This window comes from Nonomuraea sp. NPDC049646, from assembly GCF_044465525.1.
In the GTDB taxonomy this organism is placed as follows: domain Bacteria; phylum Actinomycetota; class Actinomycetes; order Streptosporangiales; family Streptosporangiaceae; genus Nonomuraea.
Genome location: NZ_JBITLU010000003.1, coordinates 511,041 through 532,082, shown reverse-complemented (window position 1 = coordinate 532,082; position 21,042 = coordinate 511,041). Strand labels below are relative to the sequence as shown.

Sequence of the window (21,042 nt, the reverse complement as noted above, 5' to 3'; positions counted from 1 at the left end):
CAGGAGACATGCCGATGTCACGCCGACTGATGGCGACCACCCTGGCGGGGGTGCTGGCGGCCGTGGGCCTCACCACGGCCCCGGCCCACGCCGCCGCGCCGAAGCAGCCCGCCTGCGTCCCGGGGGACTGCTTCACCGTGGACGTCTCGCTCGACCGCGCCCCCGCCGTGGGGCAGAGCGCGAAGCTCACGATCGAGGTGACCCCGAAAGACGACATCCCCGACGCCACCACGATCATCGAACTCGCGGACACCCTGAAGTGGGCGACCCCGCCCGCCGGGCTCGACCGCGCCGCCGCGACGATCGGCCGCAGCCCGGTGGACCGGGCCACCCGGACCTGGCGGGCCCGTGCGGGCCGGACGGTCCGGTACGAGGGCGTCGTCACGGCGGTCGGGCCCGGCCCCGCCTCCGTCCGCGTCCAGGCCCGCGACGGGCGGCCGGGGCCCGCTTCCGGCGGGCTCGCCTACGTCACCGTGGGCGAGCGGTCGTCGGTGTTCGGCATGCCGCGCGAGGGCCGCGGGCGCCGTACGGAAAGGACCGCGCGGGCCGCCGCGGCCGGCGACACGTGCGTGCAGGGGCGCGTCACCTACATCAGGGCGGACGGAACCGTCGGCGGCGTCCCCATGGCCGAGGTGGACGCGTTCGACACCGACACGAACGGCCGGCTCAATCTCGGCTGGGCCGAGACGGACGCGTCCGGCGCCTACAAGCTCTGCTTCCCCGGCACCGAGGAGGACGGCACCGGCCAGGACGTCAACATCGAGGTCAGCCCGGTCAGCAATTACTGGTCCGTGGGCTTCTCGGAGAAGGCCGCCGACATCTACACCGACGCCGGCCCGACCACGCCGGACGTTCCCCCCGGCACGTCGGCCACCGTCATGGACTACCGCAGCGCCGCCGGGGATCCGATGGAGGGGGCCTTCCGCCTGCACGCGGCCGTCTACGACACGTGGAAGGCCTACACCGGCTGGCTGAACGACCCGGCCGACGACTGCTGGAAGCCGGGCGAGCAGAACTGCCAGTCGGTGACCGTCATCTGGCGGCCGGACAAGGTGCTGCCCACGTCCTACTACTGCCCGAGTGCCGGCCCCGACTGCCTGGGCCGCTTCCAGATCAACCTGGACGCCTCGATACCGCTGGAGAAGATGACGCTTCCCCACGAGCTGGGGCACTTCATCATGGACTACACGGGCAGGAGACCGTCGACCGGCGGCGACTGCGGGCAGCACTTCATGAGGGCGCCGATGATCAACCCGACCTGCGCCTGGATCGAGGGGTGGGCCGACTGGGTCGCCGTCCAGACCTACGACGACACGCACTACCGGTGGTCGACCTCCGCGATCGACCTGGAGAGCCCGCGCTGGTTCAGCGACGGCTGGCCGAGCGGGACGGACGCGGTCAGGACCGAGGGCCGCGTGGCCGGGGTGCTGCTCGACCTGGCCGACTCGGGCACGCGGGACGAGACGTACTGGGACCTCGGCGGCGTCGGGCCCGAGACCGTCGTGGCCGCGTTCAGGAAGGCGGTCGCCCAGGACCTCGACCACTTCATGACCCTGCTCGACCCTCAGCACCACGACCTCGCGGAGGGGGCGCTGTTCCAGAACGCCGTCTCCACCCAGCACGTGGAGGACCTGGCCGACCGGCATCCGATCCGCCGGCCCGCCAACGTCCCGCTGCAGACGGCCTTCGTCACCACGCCCGGCAAATGGCACGTGGTGGCCGCCGTCACCGGGCCGGACGGCGCGGACGTCGACCTGGCCACCACGCCCAACGCCGGCGGCGACGCCGTCAGGAGCGCCGACTGGACCGCCACCAGCGCGGACTTCGTCGCCGTGCAGCCCAGCTCGGCCACCCGCAACTGGTTCGTCAACTCGGTCAGCTCCGACGCCGACTACGAGGAGTACGCGATGGAGGTGACCGAGGCGGCCGCGGGCAACCTGGAGGCCGGGACGCCGCAGGAGTTCCCCATTGCCGCCGGCCGCCTGGCCGAGGTGCGGACGACGTGGATCGAGAAGGGCGTGCCCGCCACGATCACGGTCGTGCCGCGCAACGGGCAGGACCTCGACCTCTTCGTGATGGCGCCCGACCCCGCCGCGTGGGGCCTGCCGCGCTCGGCCGCCCGCAAGTCCGCGAGCGGCGGCCCTAACAAGATGGAACGCCTGACCATCAGCGACCCGAAGGTGACCGGGCTGTACGCGGTCATCGTGGTCAGGAAGGCCGGGGACGGGAACGTCCTGCTGACCCGCGTCTGACCCGCGTCTGACCCGCGTCTGACCCGCGTCTGACCCGGTGGGCCCCGCGCGGCGCGCGGGGCCCGCGAGGGCTACCTGGCCGCGAAGTCCTGCGTCCAGTGGAGGGGGCCCTGGCCGTTCCTGGCCGCGCCCACGCCGATCACCGTGTACCGGCAGTTCATGATGTTGGCCCGGTGGCCCGAGCTGTTCATCCAGGAGTTCATCACGGAGGCCGGGGTGGCCTGGCCCTTGGCGATGTTCTCGGCGAAGGCGGTCCCGCCGGTGAAGCCGGCCGCCCTGATGCGGTCCATGAAGCTGCGGCCGTCCTTCGAGGTGTGGTCGAAGTAGCCCTTGGCGGCCATGTCGGCGGAGTGGCCGTACGCCGCGGCGCGCAGCTGGGCGTCGTGCTTGAGCGGCTGGCAGCCGCCCTTGGCGCGCTCGGCGTTGACCAGGCGCAGGACCTCGTTCTCCTCGGCGGTGCCCACCGTGCCGGCGGGGCCGGTCGCGGTCGGCTTGGGGGCCGGGGTGGCTGTGGTCGTCGGGGTGGCCGTCGGGGTGGGCTTGGGGGTCGCCGTGGGCGTCGGGGCCGGGGCGCAGGTCAGCCTGACCGCCTTGGAGGATGCGCCGCGGCCCCGGTGGTCGGTGGCGACCGCGTAGTAGACGCCGGGCGCGCAGGGGAGGGCGAGCGCGACGCTGCCGGACCGGGTGGAGCCGCTCTTGACGACGGGGTCCGGCCCCGGGACGGCGCGCTTGAGCCGGACGCGCAGGAGCGCGTCCGTACGGCAGCCCTGACGGGCGGCGGAGGAGACGATCTGGGCGGTGTCGTTGACGCGAGGCGTGGCCACGGTGACCCGGCAACGGCCGGCGGCCTCGCTGCCGGCCGCGGCCGCCGTCGAGGCGTCGGCCGGGGTCGTCGGCGTACCGAGTGCAGCCAGGCTCACCAGGCCGGCGAGTACCCCTAGGGGTCTGCGCATTGGGGCTTCCTCCAGTTGCGATGGACGCTGGATCGCACCGCATTCTGGTAGGGCCGCAACCCCCCTGTCACGAAATTTGCGAAATTTCCCTGATGTCCGGGTAAACCAAAGTGTCAGGAGATGCGTCGTGGCCCGTTCCAGTCGCGGGCCGCAACCCGGCCGCGCTCAGACCCGGAACTCCTCCGTCCGGTGGGCGTACGGTGGCACCGCGGCGCGCATCTCGTCGGTGACCGACGGCGGCGGCAGCGGCACGATCTCCCGCCGGTGGAAGTCGCGCACGTCCTCGCCCTCGGCGAACAGCTCCTGGACCGCCCGCAGGCACGGGCCGATCACGCCGGGATCGGTGATGCGCCGGCCGCCCCGGCCGCCGCCGTGCTCGTCGTAGAGGACCTCGTACATCAGGACGGGGGAGAAGATCACCAGCTCGGGCACCGGTTCGAGGGCGGCCACGCGCGCCGCGGGCACCACCCGGCAGGGTGAGCCCGCCCTGGCCCGCATGTCCAGCAGGTGCATCTCCCACTGCAGGTACGCGCTGACGGGGAACTCCACCACGCGCACCCGGCGCACCGGCATCCGGTGGCGGAAGTAGCCGGCCACCAGCGGCGCCATCTGCTCGGCCAGGGAGAGGGAGGCGGTCCAGTCGCCGTCCATCATGGCCCGCCAGCTCGCCACGTCCGGCTCGTAGAAGCTCTGGGCGCGCTCCAGCTTCCACAGGGGGACGACGCAGCCGGCGTGGTCGCGCTCGAAGGCCGCCAGGTAGCCGGGCGCGTCCAGGACGAGCGCGTCGGCGCCGCCCACCGCGGCGAACGGATTCGTGAGGGCCGCCACGGAACCCGGCTCGGTCATGCGACGCCCCTTCGTTCGGTGAGATCCGCCCGCCAGATCATGAAATGTCAGTTGATTCTGGTCAAGGCCCAACGTCACGAAGGGATGCGAAGGTCACCCGCGGTAGTGAAAGCGGCGGTGCACCAGGTTGAACACGGTGGCCACCACGAACACCGCCAGCAGGATCTTGAAGAGGCCGAACCCGAAGACCAGCGCCAGCACCCCGGAGACGATCAGGAGGGGCAGCAGCGGGCCGGGGCCGCGGTGGCCGCGCCAGTGACGGCGGGAATGGTCGTGCCGGCGGTTCGCGGCCTGTGCGTGGTGCATGGCCTGCATCTGGTGGCGGTGCGCCCTCATCGCCTGGCGCCAGGCGTCCCGGTCGAACTGGGGCATCTGCTGGGACAGCTGCGGGGGCTGGGCGTAGGAGGGGGACGAGCCGGGCAGGTCGGCCGTCACCTGGGACAGGTCGCGGACCGTCTTGGCGGCCAGCGTCCGGTCGAGGCGTTCGTCGAGCTCTTCGTGGGTCAGGCGGCCCTGGGCGAAGTGCTCGCGCAGGGCCGCCATCGTCTGCTCGCGCTCGGCGTCGCCGATGCGGAGATCGTTGTGGTCCATGTCTGGTTCCTCGCTCTCCCCGAACCGGCCTGTCGCTGCGGAGCCGGTCACCTGGTTACTCCTCGCCCGGTTCGCCGTCGGCCAGGATCTGGTAGAGCTTGCGCCGGGTCTCAACCAGAGTCTTACGCGCTTCGCGGATTTGTGCGTCGTTTCCGGTCTGGAGAACCTGCATCATGGCGAATGCCGACTGTCGGGCGATGTGCCAGAGATCGGCGGTGTTGTCGTCGATGTCCGGACGCATCTCGTCCCAGGGGGCGCGGACCTCGTCGGCGTGCGCGTCGATGTAGGCGCGGCCCTCGTCGGTGAGGCGGAAGGTCTTGCGGCCCTCGTTCTCCTCCGCGATCACCAGGCCCTCGTCGGTGAGCTGCTGCAACGCCGGGTAGACGGCGCCGGGGCTGGGCTTCCAGCCGCCCTCGCTGCGCTCGGCGATCTCCTGGATGATCTGGTAGCCGTTGCGCGGCTCCTCGGCCAGCAGGGCCAGGATCGCGGCGCGGACGTCGCCCCGCTTGGCCTTACGGCCCCGGCCGCCGCCCCAGCCGTGGTGCCCGCCCCAGGGCCCGCCCGGGCCGAAGGGGCCGCCGCGGCCGAAGTCGAACGGGAACGGTCCGCCCGGCCCGCCGCGCCGGCCGCGTTGCCTGCGCTCGCCCGGCCCGCCGCCGCCCCGGTGATGGTGGTGATGGCCGCCCATCTGCTCGAAGGCGTCGGCGATGGCCCTCAGCTTCTCGCGGGCCGCGCGCAGGTTCTCCCGGGGGCCGAACCACTGGTCGCCCGCTGCGTGTGCGTAACTCATGCTCTTTCTCCCTATATCGCGATCTGTTCTCGATGCGTCAAAGATATATCGCTACTGTTTCGTTGGCAAGGCAGGGTGCAGAGTGAGCCAGATCACGAAAAAGTTGCGGAATTGGGGAACAGTCTTGGGATGTCCGCCGTTGAACAGAGCAGACGAGGTCGTTCCGCGTCGGCAGGGCTGGGGGGTGCTGTCGCCGCGGAGACGACCTCGTCTGCGTTTGCGGGTGTTTTCCGGCGGACCGTTCCAGCGTCAGGAGAACCTGGCGGCCGGGATCTCCGCGTAAAGCGGCTCTTTGCAATACAGTCCCGATCATGATGGGGCACACGCACGCGATGACCGGGGCGATCGCGTGGCTGGCGCTGGCGCCGCCGCTCGCCGCACTGCCGCTGCTGAACGAGAGCTCCCGGTTCATCGAGACCGGCATCATGGCCGGCGCGCTCGGCCCGGCCGAGCTGATCGCCGGCGCCCTGGTCTGCGCGGGGGCGGCCATGCTGCCCGACCTCGACCATCCCAGCGCGACCATCGCCCAGACCTTCGGGCCGGTCACCTGGCTGCTCAGCAAGTTCGTGTCCTGGATCAGCGGCGGCCACCGCGGCATGACCCACTCGCTGGCCTTCGCGGCGGCGCTCGGGTTCGGCGTCCACTGGCTGGTCAACGCCTATCCGATCGCCCGTGACATCACGGTCGTGCTGATGATCGGGCTGGCCCTGCGGGCGATCGGCATCGGCATCCCGGGCAACAAGGCCGGGTCCATCATGATCAACATCGGCATGACGGCCGGGCTCTACGCCGTGTTCCTCTCCCTGAACGTCGGCTACGCCTGGCTCGGGCTGGCCGTGGGGGTCGGCTGCCTGATCCACGTCGTCGGCGACTGCATGACCGAACGGGGCTGCCCGGTGCTCTGGCCGCTGGGCGCCAAGTTCGTGCTGCCCTGGAAGATCGGCATCAAGACCGGCAAGAAGTTCGAGCAGAAGATCCTCGCGCCGATCCTCTCCGTCGCCATCATCGGCCTGCTCTTCTGGCGGCTCGCCCCGCTTTAACTTGATGTCGAGATACCGTAGTAATATCTTGACGTCGAGACATCCGCCGCGAGCCCCGCAAGTTAGGTTCACCTAACGTACGTGTCGTTCCGTGGGTGCGGCAGGATTCAAGTGAGCAATTGTCTGATGGAGGAGGCGAATCACCGTGTCCGCGAACAGCTTCGGCAGCCGTGACACGCTACGCGTCGGCGACGCGTCGTACGAGATTTTCCGGCTTGACGCCGTCGAGGGCGCCGCACGCCTCCCGTACAGCCTGAAGATCCTGCTGGAGAACCTCCTCCGCACCGAGGACGGCGCCAACATCACCGCCGACCACATCCGGGCGCTCGGCGGCTGGGACCCGGCCGCGACGCCCAGCGTGGAGATCCAGTTCACCCCGGCCCGCGTCATCATGCAGGACTTCACCGGCGTCCCCTGCGTGGTCGACCTGGCCACCATGCGCGAGGCCGTGCGCGACCTGGGCGGCGACGCCGCCAGGATCAACCCGCTCGCGCCCGCCGAGATGGTCATCGACCACTCCGTCATCGTCGACTACTTCGGCCACCCCGACGCCTTCCAGCGCAACGTCGAGCGCGAGTACGAGCGCAACCGCGAGCGCTACCAGTTCCTGCGCTGGGGCCAGACGGCCTTCGACGAGTTCAAGGTCGTGCCGCCCGGCACCGGCATCGTCCACCAGGTCAACATCGAGCACCTGGCCCGCGTGGTCATGATCCGCGACGGCAAGGCCTACCCCGACACCTGCGTCGGCACCGACTCCCACACCACGATGGAGAACGGCATCGGCGTGCTGGGCTGGGGCGTCGGCGGCATCGAGGCCGAGGCCGCCATGCTCGGCCAGCCGATCTCCATGCTGATCCCGCGCGTGGTCGGCTTCAAGCTCAGCGGCAAGCTGCCCGCCGGCGCCACCGCCACCGACCTGGTCCTGACGATCACCGAGATCCTGCGCAAGCACGGCGTGGTCGGCAAGTTCGTCGAGTTCTACGGCGAGGGCGTCTCCTCCGTGCCGCTGGCCGACCGGGCCACGATCGGCAACATGAGCCCCGAGTTCGGCTCCACCTGCGCGATCTTCCCGATCGACGGCCAGACCGTCGACTACCTGCGCCTGACCGGCCGCTCCGAGGAGCAGATCGCGCTGGTCGAGGCGTACGCCAAGGCCCAGGGCCTCTGGCTCGACCCGCAGGGCCCCGAGCCGGTCTTCTCCGAGTACATCGAGCTCGACCTCGGCACGGTCGTCCCGTCGATCGCCGGCCCCAAGCGCCCCCAGGACCGCATCGAGCTGTCGGCGGCCAAGGACGCCTGGCGTCGCGACGTCCAGAACTACGTGGCCGACGGCGTCGACGAGGAGGGCGAGGAGTCCTTCCCCGCCTCCGACGCGCCCGCCTCCAACGCCCGCGCCGACGGCGGCCGGCCGCACAAGCCGGTCCCGGTCACGCTGGCCGACGGCACGTCGTTCGAGATCGACCACGGCATCGTGTCGATCGCCGCGATCACCTCGTGCACCAACACCTCCAACCCGTACGTGATGCTCGGCGCCGCGCTGCTGGCCCGCAACGCCGTCGAGAAGGGCCTGACCCGCAAGCCGTGGGTCAAGACCTCGCTGGCCCCGGGCTCGCAGGTCGTCACCGGCTACTTCGAGCGCTCCGGGCTGCAGCCGTACCTCGACAAGATCGGCTTCAACCTGGTCGGTTACGGCTGCACCACCTGCATCGGCAACTCGGGCCCGCTGCCCACCGAGATCTCCGACGCCATCCAGGCCAACGACCTCGCGGTCACCGCGGTCCTGTCCGGCAACCGGAACTTCGAGGGCCGCATCAACCCCGACGTCAAGATGAACTACCTGGCCTCGCCGCCGCTCGTGGTGGCGTACGCGCTGGCCGGCACGATGGACATCGACCTCGACAACGAGCCGCTCGGCATCGGCTCCGACGGGCAGCCGGTGTTCCTGCGCGACCTCTGGCCCGCGCCGGAGGAGATCGCCTCGGTGGTCCACTCCTCGATCGGCCGCGACATGTTCGAGCGCGACTACGCCGACGTGTTCAAGGGCGACGACCACTGGCGTTCGCTGCCGATCCCGACCGGCGACACCTTCGAGTGGGACCCGTCCTCCACGTACGTGCGCAAGGCCCCCTACTTCGAGGGCATGCCGGAGAAGCCGGAGCCGGTGACCGACATCTCGGGCGCCCGGGTGCTGGTCAAGGTCGGCGACTCGGTCACCACCGACCACATCTCCCCGGCCGGCTCGATCAAGGTCGGCACCCCCGCGGCCCAGTACCTCCAGGCCAACGGCGTCGAGGTGCGCGACTTCAACTCCTACGGCTCGCGGCGCGGCAACCACGAGGTGATGATCCGCGGCACGTTCGCCAACATCCGCCTGCGCAACCAGATCGCGCCGGGCACCGAGGGCGGCTACACCCGCGACTTCACCCAGCCCGACGGCCCGGTGTCGTTCATCTACGACGCCTCGGTCAACTACGCCGAGGCCGGCACGCCGCTGGTGGTGCTGGCGGGCAAGGAGTACGGCTCGGGCTCCTCGCGCGACTGGGCGGCCAAGGGCACCGCGCTGCTCGGCGTGCGCGCCGTGATCGCCGAGTCCTACGAGCGCATCCACCGCTCCAACCTGATCGGCATGGGCGTGCTCCCGCTGCAGTTCCCCGAGGGCGCCACGGCGGCCTCGCTCGGGCTGACCGGCGAGGAGACGTTCGACATCACCGGCGTCGAGGCGCTCAACGGCGGCGGCATCCCGTCCACCGTGCACGTCAAGGCCGGCGACGTCGAGTTCGACGCGGTCGTCCGCATCGACACGCCCGGCGAGGCCGACTACTACCGGCACGGCGGCATCATGCAGTACGTCCTGCGCTCGCTGCTGGCCAAGTAGGACTTCCCGCGCCCGCGCCCGGTCAAGAGCCGGACGCGGGCCGGGGACGGGGCGCGGATCCTCACGCGCCCGCATCGGGGGTTTCACCCGACCCGTGAGAGCCGCCCGGCGGAACACCCTCCGCCGGGCGGCTCTCCGCTGTCCGCCCGTGTCTCACCGGCTGGACGTGCGGTAGCGGTGGGTCGCCAGCGGGGCGAAGACGGCGATGAGCGCCACCGACCACAGCAGGCTCGCCGCGACCGGATGCTGCAGCGGCCAGACGGACCCCGCCGAGGTGGGGTTGCCGAACAGGCGGCGGGCGGCGGCCACGGTCGCGCTCATCGGGTTCCAGTCGGCCACCGGCCGCAGCCAGGCGGGCAGGCCCTCGGTGGGCACGAACGTGTTGGCCAGGAAGGTCATCGGGAACAGCCAGCCGAACGTGGCCGCGTCGGCCTGCGTGCCGCTGCGCACGTACAGGCCGATGTAGGTGCCCACCCAGATCATCGCCAGGCCGAACAGCGCCAGCAGCCCGAACGCCGCCGCCGTCTCGCCCGGGGAGCCGTGCGTCCGCCATCCGGCCAGCAGCACGGCCGCCGCGACCATGGCGGCCAGCGACATCAGGTGCATCGACAGGTCGGCCACGCTGCGCCCGATGAGCACGGCGCTGCGGGCGATGGGCTGCGCGCGGAACCTGTCGATGATCCCGCGTTCCATGTCCTCGCCCACCGCCGTGGCGGCCGCGGTCGCCGTCATGGCCATGACCTGCATGAAGATGCCCGGCATCAGGAAGCTGCGGTAGTCGCCGCCGCCGGGCAGGGTGATCGCGCTGCCGAAGACGTACCCGAACAGCACGGTCATGATGATGGGGAACACCAGGAATCCGGCGATCTCCCCCGGTTGGGCCTTCCACCGCGAGTACGTGCGGCCCGCGATGGTCAGGGAGTCGGTGACGGTCCAGCGCAGGTTCATGCTCGTGGCTCCTGTCATGCGGTCAGGTGGAGGAAGACCTCGTCGAGCGTCGGACGGCGGAGCGCGAGATCCTCGACGGCGATCCCGGCCGCGTCGAGGGCACGCGCGACGCGGACCAGCGACTGGGCCCCGTCGGGCGCCGGCAGGGTCATCCGCGTCCCGCCCGGCTCGACGGCAGGCTCGGACGCGAGCCCGAGCGTCCCGAGGGCCGTCGCCGCGTCGCCGGGGTCGCGGAAGACGATCCGCACGCGGTCGCCGCCGACCTGCCTCTTGAGCGCGGCGGGGGAGCCCGCCGCCGCGACCCGGCCCTCGCGCAGCACCACGACCTGGTCCGCCAGGTGGTCGGCCTCGTCGAGGTACTGGGTGGTCAGCAGCAGGGTGGTGCCCTCGCGGACCAGGTCGCGCAGCGCGTCCCAGAGCTCGCGGCGGCTGCGCGGGTCGAGCCCCGCGGTCGGCTCGTCCATGAACAGGACGGGCGGCGCGACGATCAGGCTGGCGGCCAGGTCGAGCCGCCGCCGCATGCCGCCCGAGTACGTCCTGACCAGCCGCCGCCCGGCCGCGGCCAGCCCGAACCGCTCCAGCAGCTCCTCGGCCCTGCTCCTGGCCCGCGCCCTGGACAGGTGGTAGAGGCGGCCGAACAGCTCCAGATTGCGCCGGCCGGTCAGCAGCTCGTCCACGGCGGCGTGCTGGCCGGCCAGGCCGATGCGGAAGCGCAGCCGGGCCGCCTCGCGCACCACGTCGAGCCCGGCGACCTCGGCCCGGCCGCCGTCCGGGCGGAGCAGGGTGGCCAGGATGCGCACGGTCGTCGTCTTGCCTGCTCCGTTGGGGCCGAGCAGCCCGCACACCGTGCCGGCCGGGACGTCGAGGTCGATGCCCCTGAGCGCCTCCGTGGCCGCGTACCGCTTCCGTAAACCCTCCGCGTAGATCATCGCGAGGCTCCTTAACGGCGTTAAATCTAACAGCGTTAAGGGTGCATTGAACGTTGTTAAGCTGTCAACCGTGGCACTTGAGAAGGGCACCATCGTGGCCGCGGCGCTGCGGCTGCTGCAGGAGACCGGGCTCGACGGGCTCACGCTGCGGCGGCTCGCGGGCGAACTGGGCGTCCAGGCGCCCGCGCTCTACTGGCACTTCAAGAACAAGCAGGAGCTCCTCGACGCGATGGCCGAGGCGATGACCGCCGCCCACATGACCCGCCCCGCGCTCACCGAGCCCGCCGCCTGGCGCGAGTGGATGAGGGACCACGCCCACCGCGACCGGGCGATGCTCAACTCCTACCGCGACGGCGCGCGGCTGGTGGCCGGCACCCGGCCGTCACCGCTGCTGTTCGAGGTGGTGGAGCGGTCGGTGGCGGCCCTGGAGTCGGCCGGGTTCGCGGTGGGCGACGCTGTCCGCGGGCTGTTCGCGATGAGCGTGTACGTCGCCGGGTTCGTGCTGGAGGAGCAGGCCGACCGGACGCGGCCGGACGCCGGCGGCGCCATGCCCGACATGGCCGCCTTCCAGCGGGCCCACCCCCGGTTGACGGCCGGGCTGGCGGAGGTGGGCGACCCGCAGGGGGAGCGCTCGTTCGAGGACGGCCTACGGCTCATCCTCGACGGCATGCAGGGCCGCCTCGACCGTCAGGAGACCTGGGAGGCGGGGGCCGACCAGGTGTCGCAGGCCGCCGGCGAGACCGCCCGGTAGCCGCGCTCCAGCCAGCGCACGCGGTTGGCGCCCGTGCCGTGGCTGTGCTCCTCGCCCTCGTCGCCGGCGGCCCTGGTGGCGTCGAGCAGCGCCGTCCAGTCCTGCCGGGTACGGCTCAGCGACGGCCACACGCTGCCCAGGAACGCGCCGGCCAGGCAGTCTGCCTGGAGCTCGTAGCGCCGGCTCTGCGCGCCCTTGCGCACGCCGAGGAGGCTCTGCACGTGGTGGCCGTACTCGTGGGCGGCGACCTTGAAAGGGTAGAGGTCGGTGCGGCCCTCGATCCAGGCCCCGGTCAGCGGGAAGACGAGGGTGTCGCGGCCGATGCAGTAGAAGGCCGCCGCGTGCTCGGGCCAGGCGAACCCGCACACCTCCCGCACCGGCTCGTCGTAGTAGCGGACGACGGGCTTGCGGAACGTCCGGCCGGTACGCCTGAAATGCGCGGACCACGACTTGTCCAGGCATTTCACGACCGCTGTGAGGTATTCGCGGCTCCTGGGGATCCCGCCTGAGCTGATCGGCGTCTCGGGGCACGCCGACCGCCCGAGTCGCGGCCCCGCGACGGCCTCCACAGGCCCGGCCTGAAGAACGACCGCCGCCACCGACAGGGCGACAAGAGCGACAAGGGCACGCGAAACGGAGAAGCGCACGCTGAGCAGCATAGAGCTTCCCGCCACCCCGCCCCGCCACCTCGCCCCGCCACCTCGCCCCGCCACCTCGCCCCGCCACCTCGCCCCGCCACCTCGCCCCGGCACCCCGCCCCGGCGGCACCTGGCCCCGGGGTATCCGGCCTGCGGGGCGCCCCCGTTCGGCGGGGGCGGTCGGGGGTTGTCCAGCGGGGGTGACTGTGGGTGAGGGTGGTTGACTTTCGGGGTGAGTGACGTGGGATTGGTGTTACTTGTCGCGAGTGTGGCGGTTTTTCTGGGCGCGGTCGTGCAGGGGAGTGTGGGGTTCGGGCTGGGGCTGGTGGCCGCGCCCGTGCTGACGATGCTGGACCACAGCCTGATGCCCGGCGCGATCCAGGTGGTCAACATGACCCTGCCGCTGTTCACGCTGGCCGCCGAGTGGCGGCGGGTGGACTGGCGGGGGCTGGGGTTCGCGCTCCTGGGCCGGGTGCCCGGCAGCGCCGTCGGCGCCTTCATCGTCGTGTACGTCTCCGTCCAGGCGCTCGGCGTGCTGGTCGGCGTCATGGTGCTGCTGGCGGTCGGGCTCACCGCGCGTACGGTCAGCGTCGTCCGCAACGGCGGGACGATCACCGGGGCGGGCTTCGTGTCGGGGATCACCGGCACCGCCACGGGCATCGGCGGTCCGCCCCTGGCGCTGGTGTACCAGAGTGCCAAGGGGCCGCAGATCCGGGCCACCCTGGCGATGTTCTTCTTCCTGAGCGCCGCGCAGTCGATCGCCATCCTGGCGTTCGTCGGCCACCTTCCGGCCCGCGCGCTGGCCACGGGCGCGGCCCTGATCGTGCCCATGACCCTGGGCTTCCTGGCGTCGCGGCCGCTGCGGCGCTACCTGGACGGCGGCAAGGTGCGGATGGCCGTCCTGGGCGTGGCCACCGCGTCGGCGGTGGCCCTGATCGCCCAGAGCCTGCTCACCTGACCCGCCGGGCCAGTCACCGGGCCAGTCACCGGGCCAGTCGCCGGGCTACTCGCCGGTCTGCCCGTCGAGGGACTCGCGGATGAGGTCGGCGTGGCCGCTGTGCCGGGCGTACTCCTCGATCATGTGGACGAGGATCCAGCGCAGGTGGGGGCGGAGGCCGTCCGGCCAGGTACGCCGGGCGGGCTGGTCGAGCCCACCGGCGGCCAGCGCCTCGGCGGTCAGGGCGCGCGAGCGGGCCACCGCGTCCCGCCAGAGCGCGCGCAGCTCGTCGGGGGAGTCGTGGGCGGCGGAGTGCCAGTCCCAGTCGGGGTCGGCCGTCCAGTCGACGGCGTCCCAGGGGGCGTGCGGGTCGCGCCCGTGCAGCATGCGGGAGAACCAGTGGTCCTCGACGTAGGCCAGGTGCTTGAGCATGCCGCCCAGCGTCATCGAGGACGCGGCGACGGTGGCGTCGAGGCCCGCCGCGTCGAGGCCCGAGCACTTCCACTCCAGGGTGGCCCGCAGGAAGTCGAGGAAGCCCAGGAGGGTCTCGGTCTCGTCGCCCATGAAGGGCGGTTCCGGGCGTCCTTGCTCGTCGAATACGGTCATGATCGGGCAGTCTAGCGACAAGGCGATTCCCGGCCGTTCCGTACGCTCGCGTCGTGATCAACGTGGTGGAGTGGACCAGGCTGGAGCCGTGGCGGGTCGCCCGCGCCCGTACCGACCGCGACGAGACCGTGATCATCAAGTGGACCGGGCCGCACGCCTCCCGCGCCCGCGACGAGCCGTGGCGGTTGCGCACGGAGGCGGCCGCCCTGCGGTTCCTGTCGGAGGACCTGGGGGCGGCCCTGGCGCCGCGCCTGCTGGCCGTCGACCTGGCGGAGGGGCGGCTGGTGCTGGAGGACCTCGCGCCGCGGACCGCGCTCGACGGACTGCTGCGCCGCCACGGCGCCGGGGCGCACGCGGACCGGCTGACGGCCGCCGCCCGCGCCCGGGGCGAGCTCGGCGCGATCACCGCGGGCCACGCGGAGGCGTACTACCGGCGGCGGGCCGCGCTCGGGCCGGTCGATCCGGCCGCCGACCGGCTCGGACGGGTCGCCCGGCAGCGCGAGACGGGGATGCCGTCGCTGCTGGGGGTGCCGGTCCCGGGCGGGGTGGAGCGGGAGTTCGGCGCGGCGCTGGCGGAACTGGCCGAGCCGGGGCCGTTCCTGGTGCTCAGCAACGGTGACGCCGAGGCCAACAACGTCCTGGTGCGCGAGCAGGGGCCCGCCGACGCGCGGCTGATCGACTTCGAGTTCGCCGGGTTCACGCACGCGCTGCACGACGCGGTCCCGCTGCACGTGCCGGGCCCTGGCTGGCTGACGCTGGGCGGCCCGGCCGCGGGAGAGGCCTACCGGCGGGCGCTGGCGGCCGGGGTCCCGCAGGCCGAGGACGACGTCCGTTACGAAAGGGGGCTGGCGGCGGCGTGCGTGTCGTACGCGCTGGCCAGGCTCACCCGGCTGCCCGTGCTGGACGGCCGCCCGGCGGGGGACGACAGCCGGGCCCAGCTCGTCGCGATCCTGGAGGCGGCCGCCCGTACCGCCGAGGGGGCGCTGCCGCGGCTGGCCGGATGGTGCCGCCAGGTGGCCGCGGCCCTGCGGCGCCGGTGGCCGGACGCGGACGTCGACCTCGGGACGCAGGCGCCGTACACCCCGCGCCGCTGAGCGAACGGCCCCAGCGGGGGCCGTTCGCGGTACGGGCGCACGACTACGCGACGGAGAAGCTCCCCGACCCGGCGGGGACGTGGCTGCCGTAGCCGGGCGGGACCGTGACGGACGACGAGAAGCAGAACGGGTCGCCGTAGATGCGGACGACCTGATCGGTCTGGTTGTTGAGCACGTGCGCGGCGGCGGGCAGCTTCGTGCAGCCGACGGGGTCGTTGTAGATCTCCAGGGGCAGCGGCTCGACCTGGAAGACGACGACCTGACCGGTCGCGGCCTGGGCGGGCAGGGGCGCGAGGAGCGCGGCGGTCGCGGAGGCGAGGACCACGGTCAGGGCGGCGAGGCGGGCACGGTGGCGCATGGGCGGGGTTCCTTTCCTTTCGAGGGCCCCTCCATCCTCACGAGCCTCGATGGTCACGGAAAGTGACCAAAAAGTTACTGTCAGTTACCAACCCTCCGGACCTACGTTTCTGGATTGTTACCGGAAACAACAAACTGCCGGACGGAAGGGTCTTCCAAAGCAGGCTGTGGCGGAATACGTTGCCGCAAACAACATTCATCCGGGCCCCTCCGGAAGAAAGGACCCTGCATCATGCGCAAGGGGATCCTCAGCCTGACCGCCGCGGCGGCGACGCTCGCCCTCGGTCTCACCGCCTGCGGGGGCGACAGCGGTCAGACCGGCACCACCTCCACCTCCTCCGCCTCGGCGACGCAGCCCGCGAAGGCCGGCAAGATCGGCGTCATCCTCCCGGACAGCAAGTCGTCGGCGCGCTGGGAGACGGCGGACCGCAAGTACCTGGAAGAGGCGTTCAAGGCCGCCGGCGTCCAGTACGACATCCAGAACGCCCAGAACGACAAGACGGCGTTCCAGACCATCGCCGACCAGATGATCACCAACGGGGCCACCGTCCTGATGATCGTCAACCTGGACAGCGGCAGCGGCAAGGCCGTGATCGAGAAGGCCAAGTCGCAGGGCGTGGCCACCATCGACTACGACCGCCTGACCCTGGGCGGCGGCGCCGCCTACTACGTCAGCTTCGACAACACCAAGGTCGGCACGCTCCAGGGCGAGGGCCTGAGCAAGTGCCTGGCCGACAAGAAGGCCGACAAGCCCATCGTCGCCTACCTGAACGGCTCGCCGACCGACAACAACGCGACCCTGTTCAAGAACGGCTACGACGGCGTGCTCGAGCCCAAGTTCGACGCCGGCGAGTACGTCAAGGGCCCCGACCAGGCCGTGCCCGACTGGGACAACACCCAGGCCGGGACGATCTTCGAGCAGATGCTCACCCAGCAGCCGAAGATCGCCGGCGTGCTGGCCGCCAACGACGGCCTCGGCAACGCCGCCATCACCGTGCTGAAGAAGCAGAACCTCAACGGCAAGGTGCCGGTCACCGGCCAGGACGCCACCGTCCAGGGCCTGCAGAACATCCTGGCGGGCGACCAGTGCATGACGGTCTACAAGGCGGTCAAGAAGGAGGCCGACGCCGGGGCCAAGCTCGCCGTCGCGCTGGCCAAGGGCGAGAAGCCCGCGGCGAGCGCCAGCGTCAAGGACCCCGAGACCAGCCAGGACGTGCCCTCCGAGCTGCTGGAGCCGCAGGCCATCACCTTCGACAACGTCAAGGACGTCGTGGCCGACGGTTACGTCACCAAGGAGGAGCTCTGCACCGCCGACTTCGCCAAGAAGTGCACTGAGGCCGGAATTCAATAGCATGGACGGGCGCGGCCGGGTGCCACCGGCGCGAGGCCGCGCCCCTCTTTAGGGAGCCCCATGACCCCCCTCCTCGAAGTGCGCGGGATCGACAAGAGCTTCGGTCCGGTGAAGGTGCTGCACGAGGTCGAGTTCTCCGCCTACCCCGGCGAGGTCACGGCGCTCGTCGGCGACAACGGCGCCGGCAAGTCGACGCTGGTCAAGTGCATCGGCGGCATCTACCCCATCGATTCGGGCCAGATCCTCTTCGACGGCCGCCAGGTCGCCGTCCACACCCCCCGGGACGCGGGCGAGCTCGGCATCGAGATCGTCTACCAGGACCTGGCGCTCTGCGACAACCTCGACATCGTCCAGAACATGTTCCTCGGCAGGGAGCGCAAGAACGGCTTCCTGCTCGACGAGGACAGCATGGAGGAGCTGGCCGAGAAGACGCTCAGCAGCCTGTCCGTGCGCACGGTGAAGTCCATCAGGCAGCAGGTCTCCAGCCTGTCCGGCGGTCAGCGGCAGACCGTCGCGATCGCCAAGGCCGTGCTGTGGAACAGCAAGGTCGTCATCCTCGACGAGCCCACGGCGGCCCTCGGCGTGGCCCAGACGGCGCAGGTGCTCGAACTCGTGCGCAGGCTGGCCGACACGGGCCTGGCGGTCGTCCTCATCTCGCACAACATGAACGACGTGTTCGCCGTCTCCGACCGGATCGCGGCGCTCTACCTCGGCAGGATGGCCGCCCAGGTCAAGACCGCCGACGTGACGCACGCCCAGGTCGTCGAACTGATCACCTCGGGTCGCAGCGGCGAACTCGGCCTCAAGAACGGGGTCACCCCATGAGCAAGGTCAAGGAACTCCCGGGCGAGGCCATCGTCGTCGCCGCGCAGTCCCCGTCGATCGCGCACAGCGTGCGGGCGTACTGGGAGCGCGTGCGGGGCGGCGACATGGGCGCGCTGCCCGCCGTGCTCGGCCTGATCGTGCTCTGCACGGTCTTCGCCCTGGCCCGGCCCGCGTTCGTCACCTCGATCAACTTCGCCAACCTGTTCACCCAGGGCGCGAACGTCACGCTCATCGCCATGGGCCTGGTCTTCGTCCTGCTGCTGGGCGAGATCGACCTGTCGGCCGGCTTCGCCAGCGGCGTCTGCGCGGCGGTGCTGGCCGTCACGCTGGCCACCTTCGGCCTGCCCTGGTACGTCTGCGTGCTGGCCGCCATCGCCACCGGCGTGCTCATCGGCGTCGTGCTGGGCACGCTGGTGGCCAAGGTCGGCATACCGTCGTTCGTGGTCACGCTGGCCGCCTTCCTGGCCTTCCAGGGCCTGGTCCTGGTGCTGGTCAACGAGGGCACGAACATCTCCGTCCGGGACAGCGTGATCGTCGCCGTCGCCAACAAGAACCTGCCGCCGCTGCTCGGCTGGATCCTGTACGCGGTGTGCGTGGCCGGTTTCGCGGCCGTGCAGCTCCTGCGGGCCAGGAACCGGTCCGCGCGCGGCCTGGTCGCCGACCCGCTGTCGCTGATCGCGGCCCGGGTGGGCGCCCTGGCGCTGCTCGGCGGGCTCGCGGTCTACGTGCTCAACCTGGAGCGCAGCCGCAACCCCGCGCTGGTCTCGCTCACCGGCGTGCCGATCGTGGTGCCGGTGATCGTCGTGCTGCTGGTCGTGTGGACGCTGGTGCTGCGGCGCACCGCGTTCGGCCGGCACCTGTACGCGGTCGGCGGCAACACCGAGGCCGCGCGCCGGGCGGGCATCCCGGTCGACCGCATCAAGATCGCGGCGTTCGTGATCTGCTCCTCGATGGCGGCGGTCGGCGGGATCGTGGCCGCCTCCAGGGCCAGCTCGGTCGACCCCAACACCGGCGGCAGCTCGGTGCTGCTGTACGCGGTCGGCGCGGCCGTCATCGGCGGCACCAGCCTGTTCGGCGGCAAGGGACGGGTGCTCGACGCGGTGCTCGGCGGCGCCGTGGTGGCCGTGATCGAGAACGGCATGGGCCTGATGGGCTACGGTGCGAGCGTGAAGTACCTGGTCACCGGGTGCGTGCTGCTGCTCGCCGCAGGCGTCGACGCCCTGGCGCGCAAGCGGGCGGCTGCCGCTGGTCTAAGGTGATCAGCGACCCGCAGCCCCTGAAGGAACCCCAGACGATGCGTGCCGGACCGTCCCAGGAGGACATCAGGCGCCACAATCTCGGCGCGCTGCTTCGCCATGTCCATCTGGGCGGGCCGATCTCGCGCGCCGAGCTGACCGCGAAGATGGGGCTCAACCGCAGCACCATCATGGCGCTGACGTCCGACCTCACCGCCGCCGGGCTGGTGCGGGAGGAGCTGCCGCGCGAGACCGGCCGGGCCGGCCGGCCCTCGCTGGTGGTGCGCCCGGAGTCGGCGCGGGTCTACGTGTTCGCGTTCGACGTGGGCCCCGACCGGCTCGTGGCGGCGCGGGTGGGGCTGGGCGGCGTCATCCTCGACCGCAGGGAGACCACCCGCGACCGGGGCAGGTTCGCCCTCGACGAGCTGGCCGGGGTGCTGTCGGGGTTCGCCAGGCAGATGCGGCGCAAGACGCGCGACGACACCGTGTGCGTCGGCGCCGCCGCCGCCGTGTCCGGCGGGGTGCGCAAGGGCGACGGCGTGGTGACGTTCGGGCCCAACCTGATGGCCCACGACGTGCCGTTCGGCGAGGAGCTGGGCCGCAGGCTGGGCCTCGGGCTGCCGGTCAGCGTGGGCAACGACGCCAACCTGGCGGCCCTGGCCGAGCACAGCCGCGGCCTCGGCGTGGGCGTGCGCGACCTCATCTGCCTGCACGGCGACGTGGGCATCGGCGGCGGCATCATCACCGGCGGCCACCTGCTCGGCGGCTTCGACGGCTACGGCGGCGAGGTCGGCCACATGGTCGTCAACCCCGGCGGGCGCGAATGCTCCTGCGGCTCGCACGGCTGCCTGGAGGCCGAGGTGGGGGAGCGGGCGCTGCTGGAGCTGGCCGGCCGCTTCGGGCCCGGCCAGCACGGCCGCGACGCGGTCCGCGCCGTGGTCGACGCGGCCGACCGGGGCGACATCGTCGCGCAGGAGGCGCTGAGCCGGGTCGGCGACTGGCTCGGGCTCGGCGTGGCGAACCTGGTCAACATCTTCAACCCGGAGATGGTGATCTTCGGGGGCATGTTGCGGGAGGTCTACCTCGGGTCGGCGGCGCAGGTCCGCACCCGGCTGGCGCTGCACGCCATGGCCCCCCAGCGCGAGCACGTACGGCTGCGCACGTCGGCGCTCGGCGACCACGTGACGCTGGTCGGGGCGGCCGAGCTGGCCTTCGCCCACGTGCTGGCCGACCCGCTGGAGGTGCTGGCCAGGGTCAGCTCCTAGCGCACCCGGGCCTTGGGGGCCGTCCAGGTGTCGCAGGCGGCGGCGGAGCCGTCCCGGTAGCCGCGGTTCTGCCAGTAGGCCAGGTTGCGCGGGCGTCCGTGGATCTTGCTGTAGTCCGCCCGGCGGACGGCGTCCAGCCATTCGCGCCAGGTGACGTCGGGTTTGATCGAGGTGAGCGCGGCGCTGTAGAAGACGCCGGCGAAGCACTCGGCCTGCATCTCCAGCCGGTGGCTGAGCAGGGTGCGGGCCCCCGTGGAGGCGGGCTGGTAGAGGGCGTTCTGCGCGTCCAGCACGCCGGTGAGCTGCTGGACGTGGTGTCCCCACTCGTGCGCGACGGAGTGCGCGATGTTCATCCTGAACGGGTCGTCCAGGTCGTGCTTCATGATGCGGATGACGATCGTGCGCTGCACCGGGCAGTACTGCGCGCCGTTGGCGGTGATCCGGCCGCAGACCGAGTCGCCGCCGGTGGTGACGGTCACCTCGGGCGGGCTGTAGGCCAGGCCCGCGGCCGCGAACCGGCCGGCCCAGAACCGGTCGGCGCACCTGGCCATGGCCCGGTGGAAGGACGTGAGCGAGGCGGCGCTGCCCGTCCTGATGGCGGGGACGGCGCAGGCCAGGCGTTCCCGTGCGACGACCGGCGCGGCCGACAATCCCCCATGCGCCGGGCGGCCCGCCGCGGCCGACGGAGCCGGCGACAGCAGAACCGCGATCATGCACATGGCAAGCGCCATGAGGGGAATGCGCACGATCGCGGATCTT

20 protein-coding genes are annotated in these 21,042 nt (G+C 71.8%); 10 read left to right on the top strand and 10 right to left on the bottom strand.

The genetic code is table 11. The features are described 5' to 3' along the window. Positions 1 to 14 precede the first annotated feature (14 nt). The gene (locus ACIBQ8_RS11505; RefSeq protein ID WP_397191861.1) at positions 15 to 2,252 is read left to right on the top strand and encodes a hypothetical protein; all 2,238 of its coding nucleotides are present in this window, start codon (positions 15 to 17) and stop codon (positions 2,250 to 2,252) included. Positions 2,253 to 2,323: 71 nt separating this feature from the next. On the opposite strand, the gene ACIBQ8_RS11500 is transcribed toward ACIBQ8_RS11505, so the two are convergent. From ACIBQ8_RS11500 to ACIBQ8_RS11485, 4 genes are all read right to left on the bottom strand, one after another. Beyond that, positions 2,324 to 3,205: a CAP domain-containing protein gene (locus ACIBQ8_RS11500; RefSeq protein ID WP_397191860.1), complete on the bottom strand. Its 882-nt coding sequence runs from the start codon at positions 3,203 to 3,205 to the stop codon at positions 2,324 to 2,326. Positions 3,206 to 3,370: 165 nt separating this feature from the next. After that, positions 3,371 to 4,051 carry a DUF6879 family protein gene (locus ACIBQ8_RS11495; protein ID WP_397176423.1) on the bottom strand — a complete coding sequence of 227 codons (681 nt, stop codon included), beginning with the start codon at positions 4,049 to 4,051 and terminating at the stop codon, positions 3,371 to 3,373. A 93-nt stretch (positions 4,052 to 4,144) separates the two neighbouring features. Continuing rightward, complete coding sequence (locus ACIBQ8_RS11490) at positions 4,145 to 4,642, bottom strand: DUF1707 domain-containing protein (RefSeq protein WP_397191859.1); 498 nt, start codon at positions 4,640 to 4,642, stop codon at positions 4,145 to 4,147. A 55-nt stretch (positions 4,643 to 4,697) separates the two neighbouring features. Next, positions 4,698 to 5,432: a PadR family transcriptional regulator gene (locus ACIBQ8_RS11485; protein ID WP_397176419.1), complete on the bottom strand. Its 735-nt coding sequence runs from the start codon at positions 5,430 to 5,432 to the stop codon at positions 4,698 to 4,700. 311 nt (positions 5,433 to 5,743) lie between these two features. Between ACIBQ8_RS11485 and ACIBQ8_RS11480 the strand changes: the two genes are divergently transcribed. Then, complete coding sequence (locus ACIBQ8_RS11480; RefSeq protein ID WP_397176417.1) at positions 5,744 to 6,472, top strand: metal-dependent hydrolase; 729 nt, start codon at positions 5,744 to 5,746, stop codon at positions 6,470 to 6,472. Positions 6,473 to 6,617: 145 nt separating this feature from the next. Beyond that, positions 6,618 to 9,347: an aconitate hydratase AcnA gene (gene acnA, locus ACIBQ8_RS11475; RefSeq protein WP_397176415.1), complete on the top strand. Its 2,730-nt coding sequence runs from the start codon at positions 6,618 to 6,620 to the stop codon at positions 9,345 to 9,347. 153 nt (positions 9,348 to 9,500) lie between these two features. On the opposite strand, the gene ACIBQ8_RS11470 is transcribed toward acnA, so the two are convergent. Both ACIBQ8_RS11470 and ACIBQ8_RS11465 read right to left on the bottom strand, forming a co-directional pair. After that, positions 9,501 to 10,295, bottom strand: coding sequence for an ABC transporter permease (locus tag ACIBQ8_RS11470; protein ID WP_397191858.1), 795 nt, complete (start codon positions 10,293 to 10,295; stop codon positions 9,501 to 9,503). Positions 10,296 to 10,309: 14 nt separating this feature from the next. After that, on the bottom strand, positions 10,310 to 11,224 hold the full coding sequence (locus ACIBQ8_RS11465) for an ATP-binding cassette domain-containing protein (protein WP_397191857.1): 915 nt from the start codon (positions 11,222 to 11,224) through the stop codon (positions 10,310 to 10,312). A 70-nt stretch (positions 11,225 to 11,294) separates the two neighbouring features. Here ACIBQ8_RS11465 and ACIBQ8_RS11460 point away from each other — a divergent pair, with 70 nt between their 5' ends. Then, positions 11,295 to 11,975 carry a TetR/AcrR family transcriptional regulator C-terminal domain-containing protein gene (locus ACIBQ8_RS11460; RefSeq protein WP_397191856.1) on the top strand — a complete coding sequence of 227 codons (681 nt, stop codon included), beginning with the start codon at positions 11,295 to 11,297 and terminating at the stop codon, positions 11,973 to 11,975. On the opposite strand, the gene ACIBQ8_RS11455 is transcribed toward ACIBQ8_RS11460, so the two are convergent. Continuing rightward, positions 11,912 to 12,622, bottom strand: a complete 711-nt coding sequence (locus ACIBQ8_RS11455; protein WP_397191855.1) for a neutral zinc metallopeptidase — start codon at positions 12,620 to 12,622, stop codon at positions 11,912 to 11,914. The genes ACIBQ8_RS11460 and ACIBQ8_RS11455 overlap by 64 nt on opposite strands. A 259-nt stretch (positions 12,623 to 12,881) precedes the next feature. On the opposite strand from ACIBQ8_RS11455, the gene ACIBQ8_RS11450 reads away from it, so the two are divergent. Beyond that, positions 12,882 to 13,571 (top strand): sulfite exporter TauE/SafE family protein, encoded by a 690-nt coding sequence (locus tag ACIBQ8_RS11450; protein WP_397191854.1) that lies wholly within the window; start codon positions 12,882 to 12,884, stop codon positions 13,569 to 13,571. A 45-nt stretch (positions 13,572 to 13,616) separates the two neighbouring features. Here ACIBQ8_RS11450 and ACIBQ8_RS11445 read toward each other — a convergent pair whose 3' ends face one another. After that, on the bottom strand, positions 13,617 to 14,156 hold the full coding sequence (locus ACIBQ8_RS11445; RefSeq protein ID WP_397176404.1) for a DinB family protein: 540 nt from the start codon (positions 14,154 to 14,156) through the stop codon (positions 13,617 to 13,619). 53 nt (positions 14,157 to 14,209) lie between these two features. Here ACIBQ8_RS11445 and ACIBQ8_RS11440 point away from each other — a divergent pair, with 53 nt between their 5' ends. Further along, on the top strand, positions 14,210 to 15,250 hold the full coding sequence (locus tag ACIBQ8_RS11440) for a hypothetical protein (RefSeq protein WP_397191853.1): 1,041 nt from the start codon (positions 14,210 to 14,212) through the stop codon (positions 15,248 to 15,250). A 43-nt stretch (positions 15,251 to 15,293) separates the two neighbouring features. Here ACIBQ8_RS11440 and ACIBQ8_RS11435 read toward each other — a convergent pair whose 3' ends face one another. Continuing rightward, entirely contained in the window at positions 15,294 to 15,608 is a 315-nt protein-coding gene (locus tag ACIBQ8_RS11435; protein ID WP_397191852.1) for a hypothetical protein, read from the bottom strand. 231 nt (positions 15,609 to 15,839) lie between these two features. Between ACIBQ8_RS11435 and ACIBQ8_RS11430 the strand changes: the two genes are divergently transcribed. Genes ACIBQ8_RS11430 through ACIBQ8_RS11415 form a run of 4 tightly spaced genes read left to right on the top strand, consistent with a single transcriptional unit; the run spans position 15,840 to position 20,283 of the window. Then, positions 15,840 to 16,958: a sugar ABC transporter substrate-binding protein gene (locus ACIBQ8_RS11430; RefSeq protein WP_397191851.1), complete on the top strand. Its 1,119-nt coding sequence runs from the start codon at positions 15,840 to 15,842 to the stop codon at positions 16,956 to 16,958. 60 nt (positions 16,959 to 17,018) lie between these two features. Next, entirely contained in the window at positions 17,019 to 17,783 is a 765-nt protein-coding gene (locus ACIBQ8_RS11425; RefSeq protein ID WP_352365555.1) for an ATP-binding cassette domain-containing protein, read from the top strand. After that, positions 17,780 to 19,042: a sugar ABC transporter permease gene (locus tag ACIBQ8_RS11420; RefSeq protein ID WP_397176397.1), complete on the top strand. Its 1,263-nt coding sequence runs from the start codon at positions 17,780 to 17,782 to the stop codon at positions 19,040 to 19,042. The genes ACIBQ8_RS11425 and ACIBQ8_RS11420 overlap by 4 nt, the downstream gene beginning before the upstream one ends. A gap of 35 nt (positions 19,043 to 19,077) precedes the next feature. Further along, complete coding sequence (locus tag ACIBQ8_RS11415; RefSeq protein WP_397176396.1) at positions 19,078 to 20,283, top strand: ROK family protein; 1,206 nt, start codon at positions 19,078 to 19,080, stop codon at positions 20,281 to 20,283. Here the strand turns inward: ACIBQ8_RS11415 and ACIBQ8_RS11410 are convergent. Beyond that, a complete protein-coding gene (locus ACIBQ8_RS11410) occupies positions 20,280 to 21,029 on the bottom strand; it encodes a neutral zinc metallopeptidase (RefSeq protein ID WP_397176395.1) in 750 nt (249 codons plus the stop codon). The two genes, ACIBQ8_RS11415 and ACIBQ8_RS11410, sit on opposite strands and share 4 nt — an antisense overlap. Positions 21,030 to 21,042: the final 13 nt, after the last annotated feature.

Coding starts and splice junctions, on each gene's coding strand:
- ACIBQ8_RS11505 (WP_397191861.1), top strand. CDS start 15: ATGTCACGCCGACTGATGGCGACCACCCTGGCGGGGGTGCTGGCGGCC.
- ACIBQ8_RS11500 (WP_397191860.1), bottom strand. CDS start 3,205: ATGCGCAGACCCCTAGGGGTACTCGCCGGCCTGGTGAGCCTGGCTGCA.
- ACIBQ8_RS11425 (WP_352365555.1), top strand. CDS start 17,019: ATGACCCCCCTCCTCGAAGTGCGCGGGATCGACAAGAGCTTCGGTCCG.
- ACIBQ8_RS11480 (WP_397176417.1), top strand. CDS start 5,744: ATGATGGGGCACACGCACGCGATGACCGGGGCGATCGCGTGGCTGGCG.
- ACIBQ8_RS11470 (WP_397191858.1), bottom strand. CDS start 10,295: ATGAACCTGCGCTGGACCGTCACCGACTCCCTGACCATCGCGGGCCGC.
- ACIBQ8_RS11465 (WP_397191857.1), bottom strand. CDS start 11,224: ATGATCTACGCGGAGGGTTTACGGAAGCGGTACGCGGCCACGGAGGCG.
- ACIBQ8_RS11445 (WP_397176404.1), bottom strand. CDS start 14,156: ATGACCGTATTCGACGAGCAAGGACGCCCGGAACCGCCCTTCATGGGC.
- ACIBQ8_RS11430 (WP_397191851.1), top strand. CDS start 15,840: ATGCGCAAGGGGATCCTCAGCCTGACCGCCGCGGCGGCGACGCTCGCC.
- ACIBQ8_RS11490 (WP_397191859.1), bottom strand. CDS start 4,642: ATGGACCACAACGATCTCCGCATCGGCGACGCCGAGCGCGAGCAGACG.
- ACIBQ8_RS11435 (WP_397191852.1), bottom strand. CDS start 15,608: ATGCGCCACCGTGCCCGCCTCGCCGCCCTGACCGTGGTCCTCGCCTCC.
- ACIBQ8_RS11485 (WP_397176419.1), bottom strand. CDS start 5,432: ATGAGTTACGCACACGCAGCGGGCGACCAGTGGTTCGGCCCCCGGGAG.
- ACIBQ8_RS11415 (WP_397176396.1), top strand. CDS start 19,078: ATGCGTGCCGGACCGTCCCAGGAGGACATCAGGCGCCACAATCTCGGC.
- ACIBQ8_RS11420 (WP_397176397.1), top strand. CDS start 17,780: ATGAGCAAGGTCAAGGAACTCCCGGGCGAGGCCATCGTCGTCGCCGCG.
- ACIBQ8_RS11495 (WP_397176423.1), bottom strand. CDS start 4,051: ATGACCGAGCCGGGTTCCGTGGCGGCCCTCACGAATCCGTTCGCCGCG.